At 36.1% G+C, this 26,388-nt stretch carries 22 protein-coding genes; all 22 read left to right on the top strand.

What is annotated here, in order from left to right; genetic code table 11:
- The first annotated feature begins 244 nt into the window (after positions 1-244).
- The 22 genes from NT145_03405 to NT145_03300 all read left to right on the top strand — a co-directional run bounded on the left by NT145_03405 (position 245) and on the right by NT145_03300 (position 26,382).
- Positions 245-1,360 carry an NAD-dependent epimerase/dehydratase family protein gene (locus tag NT145_03405; GenBank protein ID MCX5781739.1) on the top strand — a complete coding sequence of 372 codons (1,116 nt, stop codon included), beginning with the start codon at positions 245-247 and terminating at the stop codon, positions 1,358-1,360.
- Positions 1,360-2,496, top strand: a complete 1,137-nt coding sequence (gene wecB, locus NT145_03400) for a UDP-N-acetylglucosamine 2-epimerase (non-hydrolyzing) (GenBank protein ID MCX5781738.1) — start codon at positions 1,360-1,362, stop codon at positions 2,494-2,496. The genes NT145_03405 and wecB overlap by 1 nt, the downstream gene beginning before the upstream one ends.
- Before the next feature lie 150 nt (positions 2,497-2,646).
- Entirely contained in the window at positions 2,647-3,720 is a 1,074-nt protein-coding gene (gene recA / locus NT145_03395; protein ID MCX5781737.1) for a recombinase RecA, read from the top strand.
- 333 nt (positions 3,721-4,053) lie between these two features.
- Positions 4,054-5,616: a murein biosynthesis integral membrane protein MurJ gene (murJ, locus tag NT145_03390; protein ID MCX5781736.1), complete on the top strand. Its 1,563-nt coding sequence runs from the start codon at positions 4,054-4,056 to the stop codon at positions 5,614-5,616.
- The gene (locus NT145_03385) at positions 5,613-6,161 is read left to right on the top strand and encodes a hypothetical protein (protein MCX5781735.1); all 549 of its coding nucleotides are present in this window, start codon (positions 5,613-5,615) and stop codon (positions 6,159-6,161) included. The genes murJ and NT145_03385 overlap by 4 nt, the downstream gene beginning before the upstream one ends.
- Positions 6,162-6,186: 25 nt before the next feature.
- Positions 6,187-6,714, top strand: coding sequence for an O-antigen ligase family protein (locus tag NT145_03380; GenBank protein MCX5781734.1), 528 nt, complete (start codon positions 6,187-6,189; stop codon positions 6,712-6,714).
- On the top strand, positions 6,701-8,980 hold the full coding sequence (locus NT145_03375) for a glycosyltransferase (GenBank protein MCX5781733.1): 2,280 nt from the start codon (positions 6,701-6,703) through the stop codon (positions 8,978-8,980). The genes NT145_03380 and NT145_03375 overlap by 14 nt, the downstream gene beginning before the upstream one ends.
- Before the next feature lie 12 nt (positions 8,981-8,992).
- Entirely contained in the window at positions 8,993-9,178 is a 186-nt protein-coding gene (locus tag NT145_03370) for a hypothetical protein (GenBank protein MCX5781732.1), read from the top strand.
- A gap of 20 nt (positions 9,179-9,198) precedes the next feature.
- Positions 9,199-10,134 (top strand): class I SAM-dependent methyltransferase, encoded by a 936-nt coding sequence (locus tag NT145_03365; GenBank protein ID MCX5781731.1) that lies wholly within the window; start codon positions 9,199-9,201, stop codon positions 10,132-10,134.
- Positions 10,135-10,167: 33 nt separating this feature from the next.
- Positions 10,168-11,943, top strand: a complete 1,776-nt coding sequence (locus NT145_03360; protein MCX5781730.1) for a glycosyltransferase family 39 protein — start codon at positions 10,168-10,170, stop codon at positions 11,941-11,943.
- Positions 11,936-13,762, top strand: a complete 1,827-nt coding sequence (locus tag NT145_03355) for a glycosyltransferase (protein ID MCX5781729.1) — start codon at positions 11,936-11,938, stop codon at positions 13,760-13,762. The genes NT145_03360 and NT145_03355 overlap by 8 nt, the downstream gene beginning before the upstream one ends.
- Positions 13,763-13,815: 53 nt before the next feature.
- Complete coding sequence (locus tag NT145_03350; GenBank protein ID MCX5781728.1) at positions 13,816-14,652, top strand: transposase; 837 nt, start codon at positions 13,816-13,818, stop codon at positions 14,650-14,652.
- A 41-nt stretch (positions 14,653-14,693) separates the two neighbouring features.
- A complete protein-coding gene (locus NT145_03345) occupies positions 14,694-15,875 on the top strand; it encodes a glycosyltransferase (protein MCX5781727.1) in 1,182 nt (393 codons plus the stop codon).
- 302 nt (positions 15,876-16,177) lie between these two features.
- Positions 16,178-17,317, top strand: coding sequence for a glycosyltransferase family 9 protein (locus NT145_03340; protein MCX5781726.1), 1,140 nt, complete (start codon positions 16,178-16,180; stop codon positions 17,315-17,317).
- Positions 17,318-17,358: 41 nt separating this feature from the next.
- Complete coding sequence (locus NT145_03335; GenBank protein ID MCX5781725.1) at positions 17,359-18,738, top strand: sugar transferase; 1,380 nt, start codon at positions 17,359-17,361, stop codon at positions 18,736-18,738.
- A 124-nt stretch (positions 18,739-18,862) separates the two neighbouring features.
- Entirely contained in the window at positions 18,863-19,783 is a 921-nt protein-coding gene (locus tag NT145_03330) for an NAD-dependent epimerase/dehydratase family protein (protein ID MCX5781724.1), read from the top strand.
- Between the two features lie 28 nt (positions 19,784-19,811).
- On the top strand, positions 19,812-20,867 hold the full coding sequence (locus NT145_03325) for an NDP-sugar synthase (GenBank protein MCX5781723.1): 1,056 nt from the start codon (positions 19,812-19,814) through the stop codon (positions 20,865-20,867).
- A 99-nt stretch (positions 20,868-20,966) separates the two neighbouring features.
- Positions 20,967-21,995, top strand: coding sequence for an NDP-sugar synthase (locus NT145_03320; GenBank protein MCX5781722.1), 1,029 nt, complete (start codon positions 20,967-20,969; stop codon positions 21,993-21,995).
- Between the two features lie 180 nt (positions 21,996-22,175).
- Entirely contained in the window at positions 22,176-23,357 is a 1,182-nt protein-coding gene (gene metK / locus NT145_03315; protein ID MCX5781721.1) for a methionine adenosyltransferase, read from the top strand.
- Between the two features lie 253 nt (positions 23,358-23,610).
- Positions 23,611-24,867, top strand: a complete 1,257-nt coding sequence (ahcY, locus tag NT145_03310; protein MCX5781720.1) for an adenosylhomocysteinase — start codon at positions 23,611-23,613, stop codon at positions 24,865-24,867.
- A 391-nt stretch (positions 24,868-25,258) separates the two neighbouring features.
- Positions 25,259-25,903, top strand: a complete 645-nt coding sequence (locus NT145_03305; protein MCX5781719.1) for a protein-L-isoaspartate(D-aspartate) O-methyltransferase — start codon at positions 25,259-25,261, stop codon at positions 25,901-25,903.
- 122 nt (positions 25,904-26,025) lie between these two features.
- Complete coding sequence (locus NT145_03300; protein ID MCX5781718.1) at positions 26,026-26,382, top strand: metallopeptidase family protein; 357 nt, start codon at positions 26,026-26,028, stop codon at positions 26,380-26,382.
- Positions 26,383-26,388: the final 6 nt, after the last annotated feature.

Raw genomic sequence — 26,388 nt, 5'->3', positions numbered from 1 at the left:
ACTATAATTCCAGTAATACAAAAAGGCTGAATATTAAAGAAGTTAAAGAACTGCTTCTAACTATAGATTATGTGAAAGAAGCGCTTAAGGGTAATAACTGAAAAGATATTAAGTCCCAATCGGAATTACAGAGCGGGACGCAGGATAAATCCTGCGGCTACAATAACGGCACTTTTGGTGCTTTCGGTAGACGCACCCTTCAGGGTGCGGTAGAAGAAATTAGGAAAGTGAGAGAGAATAAATAATGAGTACAATATTAGTTACCGGTTCGGAAGGTTTCATAGGCAAAAACCTGATTGTAGCTTTAGAACAATCAGGATATCATGATATTTTGAAATACGATATAGACAATAACGAAGGTAATCTTGAAAACTATTTGAAACAGGCTGAAATTATTTTTCATTTGGCTGGAGTCAACAGGCCAAAAAGTGAAAACGAATTTAAAAAAGGGAACGAGGATTTAACTCAAACCATAGTAAATATCCTTGGAAAGAATAAAAAGCGTACTCCTATGGTTTTTACTTCCTCAATACAGGCAAAATTAAAAAATCCGTACGGAATAAGCAAGAAAAACGCAGAAAATGTTTTATTTAATTATGCAAAAAAGACTAAGGCAAAAGTGTTTGTTTATCGCTTGCCTAATGTTTTTGGAAAATGGTGCAAACCGAATTACAATTCAGCCGTTGCTACTTTTTGCCATAATATAGCTCGTAATATTGATATTAATATTACTGACGAAAAAAAAGAAATTGAATTAGTTTATATTGATGACGTAGTAAGTGAATTCATCAAATTACTTAATAAAAAAGAAAAATATCAGAAAAAATATTACTTCATCAAAAAAACTTTTAAAATAAGCCTTGGCGAACTTGCAAAAAAAATATATCAGCTGAATGATATTCTTAAAACATTGATTATGCCTAACCTTTCCTATGATTTAACTAGAGATCTCTATGAGACATATCTTTCATATCTTGATAAAAATGATTTTTCTTATAAATTGGATCAAAAAGCAGATAGAAGAGGAAGTTTGGTGGAAATATTGAAATCTCATCAATCTGGCCAGATATTTGTTTCAAAGTCCAAAAGGGGAGTTATTCGCGGCAACCATTACCACAATACCAAAATTGAAAAATTTTGGGTAATAGAAGGAAAGGCTGAAATTAAATTCAGGCATATCTTAAATAACGAAATTCTTTCATACCTGGTTTCAGGAGAAGATATTAAAGTTGTAGACATACCGCCCGGGTATATTCATTCAATTGAAAATAAAGGTGAAGATGAACTAATAGTAGTATTTTGGGCTAGTTCAATATTTAATTCTGAAAACCCTGATACTTATGCTTTGGAGGTCTTATAATGCAAAATAAAATTAAAGTAATGACAATACTTGGAACACGGCCTGAAATTATAAGATTATCAAGGGTTATGGCAAAGTTAGACCAATTTACTAATCACATTACTGTTCATACTGGACAAAATTATGATTATGAGCTGAACGAAATATTTTACAAGGATTTGGAAATAAGAAAACCGGATTATTTTCTCGGAGTTAAGAGTGGTTCACTCGGTAAAATGATAGGTAAAATAATAGAAAAATCAGAAAGTGTTTTACTGAAAGAAAAACCGGACGCAGTATTAATACTGGGAGATACAAACAGCTCAATGGCGGGTATTATTGCTAAACGCCTGAAAATTCCTGTTTATCATATGGAAGCGGGAAACCGCTGTTTCGATTTTAATGTGCCGGAAGAGATAAACCGAAGAATAATTGATCATATAAGCGATTTTAACCTTGTTTATACAGAACATGCCCGCAGAAACCTTTTGAGAGAAGGGATTCATCCAAGGAAGATATATCTAACAGGTTCTCCGATGAAAGAAGTTTTAACTCATTTCTCAGAAAAAATAAAAAAAACTGATATTTTAAAAAAGTTAGGACTGACAAGAGAAAAATATTTTGTGGCAAGTGTTCATCGGGAAGAAAATGTTGATAATCCGAATAATTTAAGAAAGATTTTGGAGTCTTTAAATTTGCTTTCAAGAAAATATGATTTTCCCATAATAGTTTCAACTCATCCAAGAACTAAGAAAAGATTAGATGAGCAAAAAAACATAAAATTGAACGGCAAAATACTATTTTCAAAACCATTTGGTTTTTTTGACTATGTAAATCTTCAAATGAATTCGTTTTGTGTTATATCGGACAGCGGGACTATTTCCGAAGAGTCAGCTATACTTTCCTTTCCGGCAATTACCATAAGAAACGCAATGGAAAGACCGGAAGGAATGGATTCCGGTACTATAGCGCTTACGGGACTTGATCCTGATACCATTACTGAATCGGTTCGCGTTGCAGTAAGTGAAAGAAAATCTTTATCGGAAAATTCTATTCCGGCGGACTATAAAATATCTAATACTTCTCAAAGGGTGATAAAAATAATAATTGGTACAGCAAAATTGGCGCATAAATGGGAAGGGATAGAGAAAACATAAACTTGTTTAGGTTCACTATTTCGGGAACGAGTATCAGACAGGGGAAAGTAGAGATATCCATTGTGCCTGTATGGAAATGGATGCTAGAAGGAAGGGATTAGATAAGAATTATTATTTGTAAAGCAGGAAATTGAGGCAAAGGGAGGTTTTATGGCAAAGGATGAAAAGCTTAAAGCGTTAGGATTAGCGTTAACACAAATTGAAAAAGATTTTGGCAAAGAAGCTATCATGCGTCTGGGTGAAAAGCACGCAAAAACAACGGTTGAAATTATTCCTACCGGCGCATTGCCTTTAGATATAGCGATTGGCATAGGCGGTATTCCCCGCGGAAGAGTGGTTGAGATTTACGGCCCGGAATCTTCCGGTAAAACAACTTTGGCGCTGTGCATTGTTGCCCAGAGCCAGAAACAAGGCGGAATAGCCGCATTTATTGATGCTGAACACGCTATGGATCCGGAATACGCAAAAAAATTGGGTGTTAACATTGATGATCTTTATATTTCCCAGCCGGATTCAGGCGAGCAGGCTCTTGAAATTGTTGATAAACTTGTTCGTTCCGGAGCTGTTGATGTAATAGTGGTGGATTCTGTTGCGGCCCTTGTTCCGCGGGCTGAAATCGAAGGCGAGATGGGCGACTCGGTGATGGGTATGCAGGCCCGCCTAATGAGCCAGGCATTGAGAAAACTTACTTCAAGCATTTCCAAATCTAAAACCTCAATTGTTTTTATAAACCAAATAAGGCATAAAATCGGTGTGATGTGGGGAAATCCTGAAACGACTACCGGCGGACTTGCTCTTAAATTCTATGCATCCGTCCGTCTTGATATCAGGAGAGTAGAATCTGTAAAAAAGGGCGATGAAATTATCGGCAATAAAGTCCGGGTTAAAGTTGTTAAAAATAAGATTGCGCCGCCGTTTAAACAGGCAGAATTTGATATTCTTTTCGGGCAGGGGATAGACCGAACCGGTTACCTTATAGATATGGGAGTGGCTGATAACTTTGTTGAAAAGTCAGGTTCTTTTTATTCCTATAAAAATGAAAAAATCGGTCAAGGGAGGGACAGCGCGAAACAATATCTTGCGGATAATCCCAAAACTGCTGATGAAATAGAAACAATGATAAGGCAGAAATACATTTTTTCGGCAGTAACGCAAGCCGAAGTTGAGGATAAAGAACCGGAAGAAGAAAAAGAAAAACCGGTTAAATCTTCAAAAAAGCAATAAAGCCGTGAATTTAAATAATACACCCCCGAGGCGCGCTTAGCATTGTAAAGCTCTCCTCTGGGGTGGTTTGGTTTTAATAGTTGTAACTTTTGTATATCATCCCCGACGACTTACTTGTATTTTTTGATGAAGTCCCGCAAGGCGGGATAGATACACTTGGGAATGACAAGGTGTTTAAATTCCTGATAATCTTGTCGGCAGGTAAATGTAGCCGCAGGCTTTAGCCTGCGAGAAAGGAAAAGATGATATTGTTTTGTTAAGCGCCCCGCAAGCGGGGCGGCTACAACGACAAAGAATGGAGCTCTGCGAAAGTAAGGAAATTATCTGACTTTTATGTCCATAAAAAAACATATTGTAAAAGCAACCATTGTAATTTTATTGTTCTCTGTCTTAGGGAAGCTGTTTGGTTTTGCCAGAGAAATAATAATAGCCGCCATATTTGGAACAACTTCGCTGACGGATGCATATTTTGTCGGATTGTCAGTACCGGATTTTTTTCGAGAAATTATTTCCGGCGGAATATTGACTGCAGTATTCATCCCGGTTTACGCATCCTTTATCCAAAAAAATGAAAGCGAGCGCTCTTTAAAGTTCATAAATACCATTTCAACAGCACTGGCTCTAATAATGGTACTTTCTGTAATTGTCTTTATGCCTCTATCCGGTTACTTGGTAAAGGTATTTGCTCCCGATCTAACCGAACCAGCTTTTTCTACCGCAGTAACCATAGCGAAAATAATATTTCCCGCGACAATATTTATGGGAATTGCCAGCTTTTACGGAAGTCTTCTTAATGTCCATAAACATTTTGTTGCTCCCGCTTTAACACAGCTGATGCTGAATTTAGGTGTTATAGCAGGCGTGATATTTTTAAGTAAGAAATTAGGAGTATATAGTTTGGCGGTTGGTTTTGTTGCCGGCGCGGTAATGCAGTTGTTGGTATTATTCCCTTCACTAAGGCTTAGGGAGCTCAGTTTTAAATTCACCTTGCAATGGTTCTCCGAGTTCAAACCCATGTTTTATTTATGGGGGCCGCTCTTGTTTGCTTCAGTTGCAGGCGTGGGAATAGACCTGGTATCACGCGCACTTGCATCAGGGCTTGATTCCGGTAATATTGCTGCGCTAATCTTTGCAGGCAGAATAAGAGAAACCGTATGGCTTTTTTGCGGGGTTCCGCTCGGGACGGCGGTTTTTCCTTTTCTTAGCAGTGTCCACGCAGGTAATAATTCTCAGGAATTTAAAAAAATCGTTGATTTTGCGATCAGGATAACAGTTTTATTTGCTTTACCGTTTTCGCTTTTTACGGTAATATATAGCAAGCCGATCATAAGTATTTTGTTTGAGAGGGGGGCTTTTAGCAGTTTCTCAACAGAGATAACATCATCAGCTTTAGCTTTTTACTCAATCGGGGCGCTATTTTATGCTCTGAATTTTGTAGTCATAAGGATATATTACAGCCGGCAGGATGTCATTACGCCTTTAAAAATATTTTCTATAGGGTTTGTATTAAACCTTGTTGCGGGTTTTATGCTAAGGAAGTATATGCTTGTTGGGGGGGTGGCCCTTGCGAGGTCTTTAACGGATGCTTTTTGTTTTATTGCTATGATTATAATGCTAAAGCCGATTTTGGCAGAATTTAAGGTTTGGGGAGTTATAAAGAATATTTTACAGATACTTCTAATTTCAATTATTTCTTTATTGCCTTTATATTTGGTTTATATCAGTATTCATCTGCCGGCAGGCTTATTTGAGAAACTGGTTTTTCTTTCCGTTGCAGTATTCTTTTCGGTTTTTATTTATTTGTTGTTGTGCAAATTATTCAAAGTAAAGGAATTAGATTCAATTTATAATTTATTAAAAAGAAAAATATTCCCTGCAGGAGTTTTACCGCAATGACGAGAATCCGTGAGTTTATCGGAAGCAATATATTATTTGCATATATTCTTTCGGTGCTAATTACATACCAATTCTATTTCCCCGTTATAGGGAATAAAAATCTTACAGTTTTTATTGTGCTGGCTGTTGTCTTGGGGCTTTTGTCGTTTAAAAATGAATATCTTGAAATAAGGGCATACCAAATATATTATTATTGTATTTTTCTAGTTTTTATCTATATTTCATTCTTGTATTCTACCGACAAAATAGACGCGCTAAAGCATTTAATTTATCTTTCTCTGCCCTTGCCGATTTATTATTATTTTAAGATTTTCTCCGCTGACAAAATCAAAGTATTGAAAGTATTTGTTTTTTCTGCTTTACCCTATTTACTGGGCGTGTTTTTGCTTTTCTTGTTTGAGAAATATGAGCTTGCAATTCTGAACTCAGGAATAATGAAAATATTTATTGAGCCGGATACCCTCCTCGATTTAGCTCGTAACTTTTCAAATTACAATATATGGGAAAACTATTTGTTTTACGGCTGGAATTTGGGTTTACAATAAATATGGTTTCAAAAAAATATCGCGACTGGCAGTTTCCTTAAGCGTAATATTTTTGTTTATGTTAACCATGATGTTTGTAAATCCTAGAACAAAAAACTTTGGTAGTAACCTTAACAGCATAAACGGCAGAACAGAGATTTGGAAAGCAAGCATTGGAGTTATAAAAGACAATTGGCTTCTTGGAGTCGGGTTGGATGGAGAAACTTGGGCAAAAAAATACAATATTTACGCCGAAAGCATTAATGCCCGGAAAGATACGCCCCCGCACAACATGTTTCTTGAGATATGGGGAAAAAGCGGAATATTTGCAGTATTATTCTTTGTTTTATTCTTAATTTCATGTTTATACAAAAATACAAAAATGTTTATACAAACAGGAGATTATTATTTTCTGCTGGTTACGGCATTTCTATCTTTTGCGGCAATTTTCGCTTTCGTTGAGAATATGTTTTTAATGGATATAAGAATTTTGGCAATAATTTGGATGGTTTTAGGCCTAAACCCCGAAGACAAATCTGATAAGTATCAAGGTAAATACTATGAAAGAATATAAAAAAATACTATGTATTTCTTCTACGGGTATGGGTAATGCCATTCTTTATATCCCGGTTCTGCGGACACTTAGAAAAAGATTTCCTGGTGCAAAAATTGATGTTATTGTAAGCAATATGCAGGCAAAGGCAATATTAGAGAATTTGGATTTGGTTAACAGAGTAATATTCTTTGGAAAAACCAAAGCGTATCCGTTTACTTACATGAAGCTGTTGTTGACGCTTAGAAAGGAAAAGTATGAACTGTTTGTAACTTCATTTTTAGATAAAAGTTTAAAAATAGCTGTACTGGGTTTTTTAGCGGGAATAAAAGATAGGGCCGGCTTTGCTAACGGTTGGTGGAACATATTTTATGGATTTATTGTTCGTGTTAATGAAAAAAAACACGAAGTTGAATACAATCTGGATCTTCTGCGGGCGATCGGTATTGAAGGAACAGACAACTCAATAGCATTACCGGAGGCAGTAAATGGCAATGTTATTACCGATAAGGCTCTCCCAGAAGTTTATGGCAGGACAATAATTGGGTTTCATCCCGGTTCGGGAACCGATTTGGGCGAATCGGTTAAAAGATGGGATGTTGTGAAATTTGCTCTTCTTGCTGATAAACTGGCTGAACAATACAATGCAGAAATTCATGTATTTGGCGGCCCGGAAGAATTGGAATTGGCTAAAACTATGGCATCAAAAATGAAAGTTGTTCCAAATATCGCGATCGGCACAACAATACTTCAAACGGCAGCCAATATAAACAAATGCGATCTTTTTATTTCTAATGATTCCGGCTTAATGCATTTAGCCGCTTCTGTTCAAATACCCGTAATAGGTATATTCGGGCCGACGCTTTACTGGAAGAATTATCCCTGGCAGGTGCCTAATATAGTTGTGCGAAGCGGCCTGGATTGTGCTCCCTGCTATAAGTTTTCAGGTATTTCCTGCCGTGATCCCCGTTGTCTAGCCGGAATATCGGTCCGGGCGGTTTATAATCAGGCCGTTAAGCTTTTAAATGTGATCAACCAAAAGGCGGTTTCAATATCAGGCGGGGCAGTATATGGAGAATTTGTTTTAGATGGCTATAGCGATAAAGAAAAAGCAGCATCTGTTACAAGAGAAAATATTTTCAAGAAAATAACCGTGATTACCCCGGATTTTTCTCATAACTGTTTCGGCCGGGCTTATATGTTGGCGGAACTTTTGAAAAGTGAGGCAGAAGTTGAAATAGTAGGCCCGGCTTTCAGCGGGAGCGTCTGGTCCCCGATTGAAAAACCGCCGAGAGATGTAAAATATTCATTTCTTTCCTGTTCAAAGCTGCAGTATTTTTTTTCAAGCGCATTTAGTTTGTCAAAAATAATTAACGGCGACCTGGTTATAATAAGCAAGCCGGTGCTTCCGAGCATGTTTCTTGCGATGATAGTTAGTTTAAGGAAAAAGGTCCCAATGGTTATTGATATTGACGATTGGGAAATGGGGTTTGAACTGGACCGCTTTATTCAAGGGAATTTTGTAAACAGTTTAAAATCTTCTGTTCAGATTTTTAAATTGGTTATTTGTGATTTGTTAGCGCGGTTCATAAAAAATAAAATAGTGTCAAATACTTACTTGCAGAACAAATACGGGGGCATAGTTATTCCGCACGCGCGAGATACGGAATATTTTAACCCGGAAAATTATTCAAAAAAAGTGCTCAGGGAAAAATACGCTATTAAACCGGAAGATAAAGTAATATTATTTTTAGGCACACCGCGTGAGCATAAAGGTATTTTTGAGCTGGTTAACGCTTATAAAAAAATGAATGATAGTTCTGCACTAATGATGTTAGTAGGGTTTAATCTTGTTGAAGACAGCCAGAAAAAGCTATATGATTTTGTTAAAGAGAGCCTTGGTGGAAGATGTATATTGCTTGAACAGCAGCCGTTTGGCAAAATACCCGAATTTCTTAGCATTGCGGATATAGTTGTTATACCGCAAAAAGATACTTACTCATCCAAAGGACAGATACCTGCAAAATTATTTGATGCTATGGCTATGGGAAAACCGATTATTGCTTCAAAAATTAATGATATTCCTGAAATACTTAAAGACTGCGGCTGGACTTATGAAGCGGGCAATATTGATGAATTAGTCAGCGTAATTAAAACGGTCATCAGCGATCCGGAAATGGCGATCAACATGGGGAAAAAAGCCAGGAATAAGTGTATTGAAAAATATAGTTATTATGCTATGAGCCGGAAATTATCCGAATTTATAAATAAGGGCCAAAATATTTAACCAGGTTTTTTCATGAAAATTGCGATAATAGTTAGAACTTATAGTAAAAGAGGTGGTATTTCCGGCTATGCAGCTGAGCTGGCAGAGAGTTTTGCCAAGGGTAATGACTATGTTGGACTCAGGACTGAAAAAAGGGTGTCATTCCCGTCCGCCGCGCCTGCCCGCCAGTGGTGGGGCGGAGGAATCTATTTTTCTTGAAATGTTTTGTGGAAAAAGACATGGAACTAGAAAATACAAATTGTTGCCTGTGTAACAATTCTACAGCGAAACTGTTTTTGACTTTGCCTGATCACCTGTTCGGTGTTCCGGGTATTTATAATCTTGTTAAATGCACTAACTGTGAGCATATATATCTAAACCCTCGTCCGACCAAAAAAACCGTAACTTTGTTGTATGAAAAGTATTATTCAACTAAAGAACCGGAAACCGGTATTGCTTCTAAAATGAGGGGAAACTTTTTATTGCGCAGTATTTATCATAAATTAACCGGCGAATTTCTTGCGGAAATAATAGCAAAGGCTTCGGGAAAAGTTCTTGATATCGGTTGCGGCCAAGGTATTTTGCTGGAAGATTTAAAGGCTAAAGGTTGTGAAGTATATGGTGTTGAAATAAATTCCGGCCAGGCGGAAATAGCCAACAAAAAAAAGCTTAATGTTGTTTGTGGAGATATTTATCAAGCTCATTATCCTGATGAGTTTTTTGATTGCATTGTTATGAACCACACAATTGAGCATATGCCGAACCCTGAAAGTATCCTAAATGATGTCAGAAGGATTCTAAAACCCGTCGGCAAGGTATTTATTAATTGCCCAAATGTTAACAGTTATTCTGCTCGGATATTTAAACAATACTGGGCGGGCTGGCACATACCTTTCCATTTCAATTATTTCTCCATAGATTCCATTAAACAACTGGCAAATATCTGTAAGTTTGATATAATTTCAATAAGGACAGCTACACCGGGGTATCGTTTTCTTACTTCGCTGGATGCATATAAGAAAAATGATAAAGCAAAACTAGCGCGGTTATTAAGCAAAGCGCTTATGTTAAATAAAAGAATCCCGCGCCTGATTTTGTCTATAATTCTCCGTATTCCGGATACTCTGCTTCCGGGCAAAGGCGAATGTATATATTTAGAAATGAAAAAAGCTTAATAAATATTGTAAAACATAACAAATGGAAACAAAATGATTGGAATTTTCATAGTAGTTTTAACTATTACGGCTTGCTATTCACTAGGCTTTTTTTTAAATTCAATTATTCTAAGCAAAATAAATGTATATTCAAGGTTTGAAAAAACCATTTTTAATATTGTTATTGGTATTGGAATATTGGCATTTATAGTATTTTTTCTTGGCATTTCAGGCCTTATTTATGCGAGCATTTTTTGGGTTATATTGGCAGCCTTGAATATTCTTGCGGCATATTTGTTTTTTAGCAATGCCCGCAGTCAAAAGTTTGAAATGCCAATATTTTCCGTACTAGAAAAGGTCGTTATAATTTTAATAGTTTTGTCCGGCATTTCTCATATTGTTTTATCTTTCAGGCCGGTAACTAATCTGGATGCTTTAAGCCATCTGGTTCTTTTGCCAAAAAGCTACATTTTTAAGCACGCCATTTACAACCTTACAAGAGAAGTTCCTTTTTCCACCTATCCGCAGCTTTTGGGAATGCTCGATACATTTGTTATGGCCTTGGCAGATGAAATCGCAGTAAATCACTTACATCTATTAATTGGTTTCTTAACTTGCGGCCTAATTTATTTAGTTGGTAAGAAAACAGTTAATAGAACCGCAGGCCTTCTTTCCGTTTTGACAATTATAACATCAAGTGTATTTTTTGATATGGCTTCTATTGCTAAAATAGATATTGGCATAGCATTCTATACCGCGGCAATTCTTTATGCTCTCGTAAAATGGGAGTATGAAAAAAATAGCATTTGGTTTTATGTTTCCATAGCTTTTTGCGCTTTGTCTTTCGGGGTAAAGTATAACGGGGCTTTCCTTTTGATTTTGCCCGCGGTATTTTATGTTTCTCAAATTTGGAAGGAAGGTAAAATAAGCGCAGAACTGATACGGCTTATACCATTATCTGCAGCGGTATATTTATTGCTATTATCACCTTGGCTAATTATGAATTATGCTTTTACAGGCAATCCTTTATCTCCTTTTCTTGCGAAAATATTAGGAGACAGAAGCCAATTGCCGGAAATGAGCGGTTCAATCAGTTCATATTTTGAAAAAGCGAGTTCAGGGTATTTTACTTATCCAAAAGATGTGCTTCTTGGGATGCCTATACTCTTCTTTGCTTTCTTTATTAAATTGATAAAAAATAAAGCAGCAGTTCTAGCATTAATTTCCGGAGCGCTTTATTTTCTGATTGGGGACTTTTTCCTTTTACATGCGGACAGGGTCTTCTTTCCGGCTTTTATATTGTTTTTTTTCGTTATTGGAAATGTTATTCATTCCGCGAAAATAGGCGGTAATAAAATAATCAGGTATTTTATCCTTACTGTTTATTTTGCAATGATTGTCTATAGTCTTTATGCGATAATAAATGAAATATTACGAAAAGAAAATTTTCCTTATTTCAGCGGAAAGGAAAGCAAAACCGAGTTCCTAAAAAGGGATGTAACTTCTTATCCAATAACAATTCCTGCAAACAAGCTTATTCCTAGAGGTGAATATTTGTGGTCCTTGGCCGAATCCCGCGGGTATTATTTTGATCAGAAATTTATTCAGGGGTTTAGCTATATAACTACTGATATAACAAGAGGAAATTCACCGGAAAGTATAATTGAAGGCATGGAAAAATATAACATTAAGTATGTTCTTTTTTCTAGAGAACCATATTTCCTTGAACGACAGCATAGGATATTTAACGAAGGCACATTTTTGGCGGAAAACTTTGACTTGGTAGCAAATGAAGGTTATTGCAGTATTTATAAATTAAAACATGAATAATTTAGATAATAAAATTAGCGTTATTGTACCTTGCTATAACTCTGAAAAGACAATTCACCAGTGCCTGGAATCTTTCCTGGCTCAGGACATTAAGCTTAAAGAGATAATAGTTGTTGATGATTGTTCTAAGGACGATACTCTTAAAGTTGTTGAAAAGATTAAAGAAGAATCCAATATCCCGATCGTAATTGTCAAAAATTCAAAAAACCTTGGAGAGGGTGGTGCGAGAAATGCAGGTGCTTGGGCTGCGGCCGGAGAATACATTATTCAAACCGATTCGGATGCAAAATACAGCAGAAATTATTGCAGGAAAATTATTGAAGCTATTATGAAGCATCCTAAAACAATTAGTTTTGGCGGGCTGCGCATTTGTTGGACGATGAAAGATAATATATGGAAAGGATTCTGGGATACCTATTTTATTGCCCGATGGAAATTATTAAAAGAAAACAAGGTGCCAAGATTAGGCGGTTGGGCGTTTAGAAGAGAGGATTTTATTAAATTCGGCGGATATAGAGAAATAAGACAGGGGGAAGATGTAGACCTTGTCAATAGGATGAAAGCAGAGGGCTATAGTAACCTTTGGGTTCCGAATGTTAATCTAGAGCATGTTGAATCGCAAACATTCAAAAATGTGTTTAAAAGGTTCAGCAGATCAAAAGAAAGGATACTATTACTCCAACAAAACGGCCAGCTGCTTAAAACATTTATTGTTTCTTTCATTTATATGGCATTATCATTCAGCGGCATTCTCATTCTAACTGCTCCAGCTATGATATTTCTTATTCCGGAAGGCAGAATATCTATTGGATATTTGATAAGAAAAAGAAATTTCGTATCACTCCTTCTTTTTCCTTGGCTATATTTCTACTTCAAGTTTTCATCGGCTTATGGGATTTTTATCGGAACAATACAATGCTTTCCAAAAATTGTTAAACAGTATATCCGCACAAAACAAAGCACAATATACTTTGGATTAAATGAAAACTATTATAAAAAAATTGCCAAAAAACAATCGGAGAATAATTACATTCCTGTTCTTATTAGTATGGACGATTTTTGCCCCCTGCTTGGCGGAGATGAAAAAGAGTGGGAAAAGCTGTCAGATGGTTCGTGGGCCAATAAAAACCTTATTAAATTGCTGGAAAAAGATGTGAAAGTTACTTTATTTACTGTCCCTTCAATGTTTAATAAAGGCAAAAACTGGTCTATAACAGATTTTCCTGATTGGATTAAGCTAATAAAAAGTTACGGTGATAAAATTGAAATTGCTTGCCATGGGTATGATCATTATAATCCCAAATCCAAAACTCAAATGAAAGAGTTTGATAATACTGACTATGAATTAACAAGAGAGAAAATGTCAAAGGCGCTAGCGATATTTAAGCAAGCTGGATTTGAGGTTAAAGGAATCCGCCCTCCCGGCTGGGGCCTTGGTAAAAATAATTGCCTTATTGAAGTTTCAAAAGAACTTGGTTTGCATTACGGCTCTTTTGCTTCTCTTAATGACGGATTAAACAGGTATATTAAACGAGTAAGTAACATATATGCCATGGAGTTCAACGGTATTCTTAACATTCCTCAAAACATTGGTGTAAATGATAAAAACATTGAAAATACAATCAAAACAATCGTTGATGCAGGTGGTAATATCAGTATCAAAATGCACTATGGCGATTATGCAGCTAATCCTAATTTCAGAATGAGTGACAATTTTGACAAATTGGCAATAGTTAATTTATTTGAGATATTGAAGAAAATACAGCATTATGTGTTTAGCAAAAGTTATGAAATAAGATTTACCAGTTACGTGAAATAACAGTTACGGGGTCAGGTCTTGCAATGCGACAATCCTTTAAGTATAATTGAGCTATGGTACGGCCATTAAGATTAACATACGAAGGAGCAGTTTATCATATTACATCCAGAGGCAATGCCCGGATGAAGATATTTCATTGTGATACCGACCGGCAAGAATTCTTAAGGGTACTTGGATCCGTGATAGAAAGATATAAATGGGTGTGCCATGGGTATTGTTTGATGAGTAATCATTATCATCTTATAATTGAAACACCATCGGGTAATCTTTCAATAGGCATGAGGCAATTGAACGGAGTATATACGCAGTCTTCCAATAGAAAACACAAGAGTTGCGGACATATATTTCAGGGAAGGTTTAAGGCAATACATGTTGAAAAGGGGAATTATCTGTTGGAACTTTCACGGTATATTGTTCTGAATCCTGTCCGTGCAAAGATGTGTAAAAGCCCAGAACAGTATGAGTGGAGCAGTTATCGTTCTTTTATTGGGATAGAAAAACCGCCCGCGTTTTTGTTTGTAGATTGGGTATTATCCCAGTTTTCAAATAAACGGACTTCAGCGATAAAGGATTACACAGGATTCGTAAAAGAAGGATATAGTGATAAACCTTGGGAAAGGTTGGTTGGGCAGATATATTATGGGAGCAACGGTTTTATTGAAAGAATCAAATCCGGAAATGAAGAACTAAAGGAAGTGCCGAAAGAGCATTTGCAACCGTTGAAGCCGGCACTAAAAAAGCTATTAGTTGAAGAAAACGGTATGGTCAAAGCATATAAAGAATATGGGTATAAATTGAAAGAGATAGCAAAAGAGCTTAATGTTCATTATGCAACAGTGAGTCGTAAACTAAAAAAACAAGAACTGCGAATGTGTGATTGCAAGACCTGACCCCCTATGCTAGAAGCTATTTTTCTTTTAACAAAATAATAATGATTATTAACGAAAATATTATCTGTTTCGGGTTTGCCGAATGGGATAATCCTTATAAGACTAACCAGCATCATTTAATGAGCAGGTTATCGGCTAATAATAGGATTCTTTTTATTGAATCTTTGGGCTTGAGACGGCCGACTTTTCAGAAAAAGGATATTTTTAGAATATTTAAAAGAGTTATTAAATGGCTTAAAGGGATAAGGACATCTAAGCCCAATTTATTTGTGTTCGCGCCACTTGTTTTACCGTTTCATAGATACAGATTTATCAGAAACTTCAATAACTGGTTTTTGGGAAAACAACTGGATATAGTTATTGCAAAATTGAAATTAAATAATCCCATTATTTGGACCTATATCCCAAATGCCGTAGAGTATTTAGCTAGATGGAAAGAAAAACTCTGTATCTATCACTGCGTAGATGATATTTCTGCAAATCCTCTAGTTCCTAAAGAGGCTTTCCATGAATTGGAGGAAATGCTTTTAAAAAAAGTAAATATTGTATTTGCGAGTTCAAAACCGCTTTTTGAACAAAAAATAAAATTTAACAAAAACACTTATTATCTTCCAAATGTGGCAGATTTTGATCATTTTAATAAAGCTGATTCAAAAGATATACCGCTTGCTGAAGAATTAGAAAAAATCCCTTCTCCCAGACTGGGTTTTATGGGAGCGATAAGCGAATATAAACTAGATTTTGAATTATTAGCATTTTTAGCAGAAAAACATCCTGAATGGTCTATCATTTTGATAGGAGATACCGGAGAAGGAGAAAAAAAGGCAGATTTAAGTTCATTAATCAAAAATAAGAATATTTATTTTTTGAGCGGCAAGCAATATAATCAACTTCCGATGTACTTAAAAGGTTTTGATATTTGTCTTCTTCCGAATAAGATAAATCAATATACTAAAAATATGTTTCCGATGAAATTTTTTGAATATTTATCTAGCGGCAAGCCTATTATCTCAACTAACTTGGATTCTCTCAACGAATTTAAGGAATTATTCTATTTATCAGATGGCAAAGAAGAATTTGAAGAAAATGTTTTGAAAGCGCTTAAAGAAAATTCTGAAGAACTTAAGAATAAAAGAATTGAATTGGCGAAACAATATACTTGGGAAAAACGAATAGAACAGATGAGCGAAATAATAGAGGCAGAATTGAAAAAGCAGAACTGAAGAACTGTCCCGTAGGGTCATCCCCGAAGGTCTTAATCGGGGACCCATGTAACTGAGATCAAAAACTGGATTCCCAATAAAGGCATTTGGGAATGACAAACGGTACGCCCTTCAGGGTACGGTACCGGAACGCAGGATAAATCCTGCGGCTACAACCGAACTAAGTCTCATGCGATCTGTCACCCCGAACTTGATTCGGGGTCTCGCAGTGGTTGTAGCTCATTAGGTATCAAAAAAATGGCAGACCCTGAAATAAATTCAGGGTGACAGAATGTAAATTATAAAATAAACAAGGAAGAACAATGGGGCTAAGAGGAAACTTTCTTTTTAAGTCACTTGACCGTTATATAGGTATATCTTTGATCTGGTTTTTGGGATTATTTACCCATAAATCAAAGAAACTACCCGAAAAGATTGATTCAATATTGATTATTAAGCTTTCAGCATTGGGAGACACAATATTATTAATGCCTATACTAAGGGCTTTGCGAGATAAATATCCTAAAGCAAAAATTACTGCAATATGCACAAAAATTAATCTAGATGTTCTGAAAGTTTGCCCGTACATAAATGAGGTTTTAATAATTAATATCAGAAATTTAGTTTTTAACCCTTTTTCTATTATTAAATTATTCAAAAACAAAAAATTTGATTTAGCTTTGGATTTTGACCAGTGGACAAGAATCTCGCCGTTACTTGCATTTTTTAGCGGCGCGTTATATAGAATCGGATTTAAAACAAATAATCAGTATAGACATTATTTATATACTCATTTTGTGGAACATAGCCAAACTAAACATGAATTGGATTGTTTCGCAGATATTTTGAAGGTTCTGGAAATAAAAAACATAAACAAAAATCTTGAATTCTGGGTTGATGACGCTTCTAAACATCATTCTGAAAAACTGTTATTAGAAAACGGACTAAAACAAGGAGATGCTTTTATAGTCTTTCATCCTGAAACTCCTTTGCACGGAGGCCAGCGTCAATGGCCTGCGGAAAAATATGTTGAATTGGGGAAAAAACTGAGTGAACTAAATAAGTTTAAGATTTTAATTGCAGGAACTGAAATTGAAAAAGAGCAGAATTCAAAAATTGTTAATGCTCTTTTGCCAAATGCTTTTCTTATGCATTCGCTTTCATTGGGCGAATACGCAGCAATTCTATCAAAAGCAAAGATGTTTATTTCAGGGAACACCGGTATTATGCATTTAGCTTCTGCTTTAAATATTCCAGTTATAGCCTTGCACGGACCTACTAATCCGAAAAAATGGGGCCCCTTGGGAAATAAAAGCAGGGTAATTAAGTCAAAAGCAGAATGTTCGCCTTGCCTTTATCTTGGTTTTGAATACGGATGCAAGACAAATAAATGCATGCAGGACATATCAGTAGATGAAGTTTTTGAAGAAGCAAAAAAAGTTGCCAATTCTATACCAAATTGATAAAATACTAAACCAAAAATCAATAGAAAAAACAAGACTTTATGAGATATACCCGTTCGCAGCTTATCATTGTCCCTTTTCTTTTAGTGATAGATATTTTATCTGTTATTATTTCAGTTTATTTGGCATATAAACTGAGGTTTTTCTCAGTCATAACAGATTATTTTCCTGTAACTAAAGGATTTCCTGAATGGATAATATACAAAAATACTCTATATCTCTCTATTCCGCTTTTTATTTTTATTTTTTTTCAAAATGATTTTTATCGTTCTTACTTTCCGTCTTTATTAGATGAATTAGTTAGAATAATCAAGGGGGTATCTGTCGGAATATTTTTTCTGGTATTGGCAACATTTTTTTATAGAGAATTTACTTTTTCAAGGATTACTTTTGTATTGTTTTGGTTTTTATTAATTTTGGCAATTTTTATCGTTCGCGAAATATTTAAAGTAGCTGCTGTAGTTTCTCTTCGTTCTTTTTTCGGCAGAGAAAATATTCTTATCGTAGGAAAAAATAATGCAATGATTAAAGCCATTCTTAAACAGCATCCTAACTTCAGGGTATATTATGCGCCTATAGCAGGTGAAAATAATATTTCTAAGATAAAAAATATTATAACAAAAAAAAATATTAGCCAGGTAGTTCTTCTTCACTATAATTGGGCAGAATATACACTAATGTCATTTTATGATTGGTGCGAAAATCTTAAAATTGATCTTAAATTTATTCCTACTATTGTTCAGCTTTGCCGCGGAGAGCTAAAAATTGATTCTTCCTTAGGCCTTCCGATGTTTCATTTAAATGCAATTTCCTTCAGCGGATTTAATTTCTATTTCAAAAGAGTTATGGATATAATTATTTCATCGACAGTAATTATAATTTTAAGCCCGCTATTAATCGCCGTTGCTGCTATTATTAAAATTGATTCTAAGGGCCCGGTACTTTACAAACATAAAAGAATGGGGTATAGAGGCAGAGAGTTTGATTTTTATAAATTCCGGACTATGGTAAGCGATGCTGATAAACTTCTTGAGTCATTCAAAGGAAAGAGCGAGCGGAAAGGGCCGGTTTTTAAAATGTCTAAAGATCCGCGTATAACCAGATTCGGAAAAATCATTAGAAGATACAGTATTGATGAACTTCCTCAACTTTTAAATGTATTAAAGGGTGATATGAGCCTTGTCGGCCCGAGGCCTCAGGTGCTATGGGAAGCGGCGGCATATGATGATTGGGCAAAGAGGCGATTGAGAGTTTTACCGGGTATAACGGGGCTTTGGCAGGTTTCAGGGCGTGCCAGCCTAAGCTATGAGGAAATGATTGAGTTAGATATTTTCTATATTGAGAACTGGTCACCGGGACTTGATTTGAAAATTCTATTTAAAACATTGCCGGCGATTATTGGCCAAAAGGGCGCGTATTAACCACAAGTGATAAAAAGTTATCGAGATATCTACGCAATTGGCGAGCTTTATAAAATATTTAGAGACTCAAAGAAAAAAGTAACTTTTAACATTTAACTTTATAACTTTCTAACGGAGTTAAAAATTGAAGATTTTAGTAACTGGCGGAGCGGGGTTCATCGGATCGCACATTGTTGACGGTTATATTGCAGCAGGATATAAAGTTGCAGTTATAGATAATCTTAGTTCCGGCAAAAAAGAGAACATTAATCCAAAAGCAAAATTTTATAAATTGGATATCAATTCCAAGGAAATTGAGAAAATATTTTTTAAAGAAAAATTTGATTTAGTAAATCATCATGCCGCTCAAATTGATGTAAGAAAATCTGTTCAGGATCCGATGTTTGATGCGGAAGTTAATATAGTCGGCGCTTTAAATATTTTTGAAAGTTCAAGAAAAAGCAAAGTGAAGAAAGTTATATTTGCTTCTTCCGGGGGCACTATCTATGGCGAGTGCGGAAGGAAAACCCCGGACGAAAAAGCTGATGCAAACCCTCTTTCACCCTACGGGATAGCAAAATATTCCATTGAATTTTATTTGAAGTATTTCTTGAAAACTTATGGTTTAAACTATACGATATTAAGATACGGAAATGTTTACGGGCCAAGACAGGATCCTCACGGCGAGGCAGGCGTTGTTGCCATATTTTCGGGAAGAATGTTAAATAATGAAAAAACTGTTATATTTGGAAATGGGAATCAAATGAGGGATTATGTTTATGTGGGCGATGTGGCCAGAGCCAATATTTTTGCCCTAAAAAAAGGAAATAACGAAATAATTAATATCGGAACCGGCAAAGCCAGTTCTGTTAATGAACTTTTCAAAAAAATAGCGTTTATAACGGATTTCAGGAAAAAACCCGTTTATAAACCTGCGCGGGCTGGTGAGTTGTATAAAAGTGTCTTAGACATAAAAAAGGCCAAGAAAATCCTAAAATGGGAACCCAGCGTTTCTTTGAAATCCGGCCTTGAAAAAACTGTAAAATATTTTGAGAATTGGAAATAGCACAGAATGATCTTTTTTGGAGAAAAAAATGAAAGCACTTATCTTAATCGGCGGTTTGGGAACAAGATTGAGGCCTTTAACCCGTACTACCCCTAAACCTCTTCTTCCTATCGCCAACCGGCCTTTTCTGGAATACCAGCTTAACTTGATTAAAAGACACGGGATAAAAGAAGTGATATTTTGTGTTTCTTACCTTTCTCATGTTTTTGAAGACTATTTCGGTTCCGGCAAAAAATGGGGCCTAAAAATAGAATATGTTCATGAAAAAAAACCGCTTGGTACCGGTGGAGCTATTAAGAATGCTCAGGGCCTAATAAATGAGCCCGTTTTAATTTTTAACGGTGATATACTGACTGATATTAATTTAACTGCAATGAAAACTTTTCATAAACAAAATAAATCTCTTGTTACAATAGCCCTTAGCCGTGTTAAGGATCCGACTATTTACGGCTTAGTAGAAACTGATAAAAAAGGCAAGATTGAAAAGTTTGTAGAAAAACCTTCTTGGGATGAAGTTACCGTTAATACTATAAATTCAGGCGTATATTTATTTGAACCGGAAGTTCTGGATTTTATCCCTAAGGGATTAAATTTTTCCGTAGAAAGAGGCTTATTCCCTGACATGCTGACTAAGAAATATCCGCTTTTCGGATATATTTTCAAAGGTTATTGGCTAGATATAGGAAGTGTTGAAAAATATCTTCAGGCTAATTATGATCTGATGCTGCGCAATGTTGATTTTCCGATTAAGGGAAAAATGATCAATGATAATTTATGGGCAGAAAAACATTTGAAGTACGGAAAATACATGGAGCTAAAAGGGCGTTTGGTTTGCGGGAATAATAATAGAATTGGAGAATATACTCAAATTCAAGGAAATGTTTGTTTGGGTAATAATGTTGTCTTGGGAAAAGGAGTATATATTTCGGATTCAATTATTCTTGATGATACTATTGTTAAAGAAGGTGTCCGTATAGAAAAATCAATTATTGGTAAAAATTGTTTAATAGAAGCTAACTCCGTTATAAATGAAGGCTCTGTTTTGGGCGATAAAACTGTTATAACGAAGTATTCAAAATTGTAAACATAAAGGCGTTGAAAGTTAAAAAGTTTAGAAAGTTTAATAAATTATTAAACTTTTAACCTTCTAACATTTTAACCTTATAACGTATTTGGAGTTATTATGAAAGCTTTTGTAATGGCTGCAGGCGCCGGAACAAGGTTAAGGCCTTTAACATATGAGATTCCGAAACCGATGGTTCCGGTAGTAAATAAGCCTGTTTTGGAACACGTATTAGAAAATCTGAAAAAACACGGCATAAATGAAGTAATTTTGAATCTCCATTATTGCCCCGGAACTATAAAGGAACATTTTCAAAACGGTTCTTTGCTTGGAATTAATATCAAATATTCTTTTGAAAAAAAACTTTTGGGCACTGCGGGCGGCGTAAAAAAAATGGAAGATTATTTTGATTCTACTTTTGTGGTCATGTCCGGAGACGGGCTGACAGATATAAATCTTTCTAAAGCTTTAAAATTCCACAGAATGAAAAAAGCGTTAGGTACCATGGTGCTTAAAGCAATTGATTCAAAATTTGAATATGGAGTAACTCTTACTGATAATTCCGGCAAAATAAAGAAGTTTATTGAAAAACCAAAATGGAGCGATGTCTTTGCAAATACCGTGAATACCGGCATCTATATTTTTGAACCTGAAATATTTAGATATATACCTAAAAATAAACTTTATGATTTTGGTTTTCAGGTTTGGCCCGATCTTTTAAAAAAGGGAAAACGTATATTCGGATATGTAACCGAAGATTATTGGACTGATGTGGGAAATATAAAAGAATACCGAAGAGGCGTTCGGGATGCCTTGGAAGGAAAAATAAGGCTTAACATTCCCGGAAAACAGATTAAACCGGGCGTGTGGATTGGTGAAGGGACGAGAATTGAGAAAGGAGCAAAATTATATGCTCCTTGCGTCATAGGGAGTAATTGTTTTATCGGCAAAAACGCGGTGATAGACAGATATACTACAGTCGGGGATTTTTCAAAAATAGATAAAGAAGCAGTAATCAAGAATTCTATTTTATGGGAAAATGTTAAAGTTGCAAAGAATGTTCGTTTAGAAAACTGTGTGATAGGTTATAAAGCAGAAGTTTCTGAAGATATTTCAGTTTTTGAAGGCACAGTACTAAATATTGACTAAAAAAATCAGTAGTAAGCGGTAAGTGATTGGAATTAGGGACACTTCCCATATTTTTTAGTTTTTATGTAACTCATTTAAATATGACGTATGGGACTTTTATTATATTTTAGTAAAAAATATGGGAAGTGTCCCTAATTCCCGATTTTTGAAATTATAATTAAAAAATAGGGAGGTTAAAAAGTGAAAAAATCATTGTTTCAAGGGAAAGACTTTGTTTTCACGTCAGAATCAGTAACAGAAGGGCATCCGGATAAGGTGTGCGATCAAATTTCAGACGGTGTTTTGGATGAAGTATTAAGGCAGGACCCGTTAGGCAGAGTAGCTTGTGAAACATTCATAACTATGGGTTTGGTTATTGTTGGAGGTGAAATTACTACTAAAGCTTTGTTTGATGTGCACAAGCTTACAAGAGACATAGTGAAAGATATCGGATACAATCATCCGAAATATGGCTTTGATCATGAAACTTGCGCAATACTAAATGCAATTCATACTCAATCGCCGGATATTGCTCAGGGGGTTAATACCGGCGGAGCAGGTGATCAAGGTTTAATGATCGGCTATGCCTGCAAAGAAACTCCGGAATTAATGCCTTTGCCGATAATGCTTGCGCATAAACTAACTTTAAGGTTGGCGGAGGTCAGAAAGAAAAACATATTAAAATATCTTGGGCCTGACGGCAAATCTCAGGTTACAGTTGAATATAAGGATTGGAAACCATACAGGGTAGATACGGTTGTCGTATCATCCCAGCATACAGAAGAGATTTTGGACAAGACCGGCCATAAGATAACCGAAAAATCCAGGAAGGAAATTATTGACGCAGTTATCATGCCTGTTGTTGGAAAATGGGTAGATAAGAAAACAAAATATTTCATTAATCCTACAGGGAAATTTGTTATCGGCGGGCCTCAGTGCGATACCGGAATGACAGGCAGAAAAATTATTGTTGATACTTACGGCGGAATGGCAGCACATGGAGGCGGAGCGTTTTCCGGAAAAGATCCCACGAAAGTAGACAGAAGCGCATGCTATATGGCAAGACATATCGCAAAAAATATAGTGGGGGCGGGTTTGGCAGAAAAATGTACGGTACAACTTGCTTACGCTATCGGTGTAGCAGATCCTGTTTCAGTTATGATAGACACTCATCATACAGGAAAAATATCAGGGCAATTGTTGGAGCCTATAATCAGAAAATTATTTCCTTTAACGCCCAGAGGAATGATAGAATATCTCAAACTCAGAAGGCCTATATACAAAGCGACAGCATCTTACGGCCATTTTGGAAGAAACGGCGAAACCTTTACTTGGGAAAAACTAAATAAGGTTAATGATCTGCGTAAAGCAACCGGAATGTAAAAAACTGTAAATAGCGAGTAATAAAATATATACAAATAAGCATTTCTTATCACAATGAAGCAAATCCTTTTAGAAGGGTTCAGCGATCCCCGATGTTTTGGTTCAAAAAGCGGAGCAGAGGGGGAGCGCCGAAGGGAAACTTAGTTTCCCTCGGGGAGCGTTCCGGTCCGCCGCGGCGGAAGCCAGTCGAGCCATACCTATCGAGCCGGAACAATGAAATAGGTCCTGAAAGGACGCGACTATCGGAGGTTCAATGAAATACGATGTAAAAGACATTAAACTGGCAGATCACGGAAAAAAACGAATTGAATGGGCCGAACGGGAAATGCCCGTATTGCGGCAGATCCGCCAAAGGTTTGAAAAAGAAAAACCGTTAAAAGGCGTAACGATGTCATGCTGTCTGCATGTTACTACTGAAACTGCAAACCTTGCGATAGCGATGAAAGCCGGCGGAGCAAATATTAATCTGTGCGCATCTAATCCGCTTTCTACTCAGGATGATACAGCGGCAGCGTTAGTAAAACATTACGGTATATCAACTTATGCTATAAAAGGGGAAGATAACAAGACTTATTATAGACATATCAATGCGGTGCTGGATGCCAAACCAAGTATTACAATGGACGATGGCGCCGACCTGGTTTCAGTGATTCATTCTAAACGGAGAGACCTGCTTAAGAATATTATCGGAGGCACCGAAGAAACAACAACCGGTGTTATTCGTCTAAGGGCAATGGAAAAAGATAAAGTTTTAGCTTATCCTATCGTGGCGGTAAATGATGCGCTGACAAAGCACTTTTTTGATAATAGATACGGTACCGGCCAGTCTACATTGGACGGTATTATCAGAGCAACTAATGTTCTTTTATGCGGAAAGAATTTTGTTGTTCTAGGTTACGGCTGGTGCGGAAGAGGCGTTGCGATGAGAGCCAAAGGAATGGGCTCTAACGTAATCGTTACGGAGGTGGATCCTTTAAAGGCGATAGAAGCAACTATGGACGGATTTCAGGTAATGACCATGGCGAAAGCTTCACCGATAGGGGATATTTTTGTAACATTAACAGGGGACCTCAATGTAATTGATACGCATCATTTCAAACTTATGAAAGACGGAGCAATTGTATGTAATTCCGGGCATTTTAATGATGAAATCAATATCCCGGGTTTAAAGAAGATAAGTAAATCAACGCGCGAAGCAAAACTGTTTGTTGAAGAATTTGTTCTGCGAAACGGGAAAAAAATATATCTATTGGCCGAAGGTAGGTTAATAAATCTTGCCGCGGCGGAAGGGCATCCAGCCAGTGTTATGGACATGTCATTCGCAAATCAGTCATTGTCCGCAGAATACATAGTAAAAAATGCTCACAGACTTCAGAAAAAAGTTTATTCCGTACCTGAAAATATTGACAAAGAAATAGCAAGGATAAAACTTAAAACTATGGGGATAACTATAGACACGCTGACTCCTGAACAGGTAAAATATCTTGCTTCATGGCAGTCAGGAACTTAAAAATATTTCATTTTGCTTAAAGAAAAGCCCAATGTTAATTGGGCTTTTTTATTTTTAGAAACAATTGAAATATTGCTACTCTTTTGATAAACTTAAATTTAACATAAGTAAAGGAATTTTTATCATATTTTTCCACAAAAAAATTATAAATTAGATTAATTCTAGAAGATGAAAATTCAACCCAGATTTTGCAATAGAAAAATCTGCACGTAGTGCCGCACCATTGAAAAATGCTGAAAATTAAAGCACTTTAAATGAATATCAGCTGGAAACCCTGCAAACATTTAGTTGTGCAAGTTAAAAATGGTGCGGGGTTAACCCAGCTTGTCGATGACGGGCTGTCCCTTCGGGACAAATTTTGCAACCTGTTGCAAAATTTGGGTTCAATAATATGGACAAAAATACATTGCAAATGGTTCAGCAACAGCTTATACCGAGAGGGATATCCGATAAAAGGGTTTTATCTGCAATGGAAAAAGTGCCGCGTCACTTATTTGTTCCTGAAAAACTAAAGGAATTTTCTTATGAAGACGGGCCTCTTCCCATTGGAGAAGGGCAGACAATTTCTCAGCCGTATATGGTTGCATGGATGAGCGAATTGCTTAAGCTAACGGGTAAAGAAAAAGTATTAGAAATAGGTACGGGCTCAGGTTATCAAACAGCTGTCCTGGCTGAACTGGCCGATGAAATTTATACAGTTGAGACAATAGAGGTTTTATCAAGTAATGCTCAGAGGATTTTGAATAAAATGGGCTACAAAAATATATTTTTTAAAACTGGCGACGGAACTCTTGGCTGGGACGAAAAATCCCCGTTTGACAGAATTCTAATTACTGCCGCCGCCGATAAAGTTCCGCCGAAACTTTTTGAACAACTGGCCGAAAAAGGAAAAATGGTTGTTCCTTTGGGGGAACGTTATTTTCAGCTTTGTTCTGTAGTTGAAAAAATTAATGGGAAAATGACAATTCAAAAGCTTGATGGCTGCACTTTTGTTCCTCTTGTGGGAAAGTATGGAATGGGTGAAGACAGTAGGTAGGGGTTAGCATAGCCCTGAGCGTCCCGTGGTGAGCGAAGTCGAACCAAGTCGAAGGGCAGACAGTAGACAGGTAGCTACAAAAACTGAAAGCCCAAGAAAAATAAAATGAATCCAATAACAATATGACTCTCAAAGAATTTGAAAAGATTATCAATTTAGCAGTTTCGAGATTGCCAAAAGAATTTAAAGATATTTTAAAAAAGAATCAAATAAAACTTATTCCGCGCGAAAACCCTCCGGCAACCGTTTTAGAAAGGTATAAAGGAAAAATAGTATTTGGAATATTTATCGGAGTTCCTTACGGAAGATTTTTTAATATGCAGACTGAACCGACAAGAATTGAACTTTATAAAAGCAGTTTTGAGCAGGTATTTAAAAGTCATCAAGAAATGAAAAATCAGATAATTAAAACGGTTATTCATGAAATCGGCCATTATTTCGGTTTTTCTGAAGAAGGAATTCGTAAATTAGGATACTAGGGAGGT

This window comes from Elusimicrobiota bacterium (genome assembly GCA_026388075.1).
Classification (GTDB): Bacteria; Elusimicrobiota; Endomicrobiia; order Endomicrobiales; family JAPLKN01; genus JAPLKN01.
The sequence above is the reverse complement of the archived record's forward strand: the minus strand, read 5'-3'. Positions and strand labels throughout refer to the sequence as shown.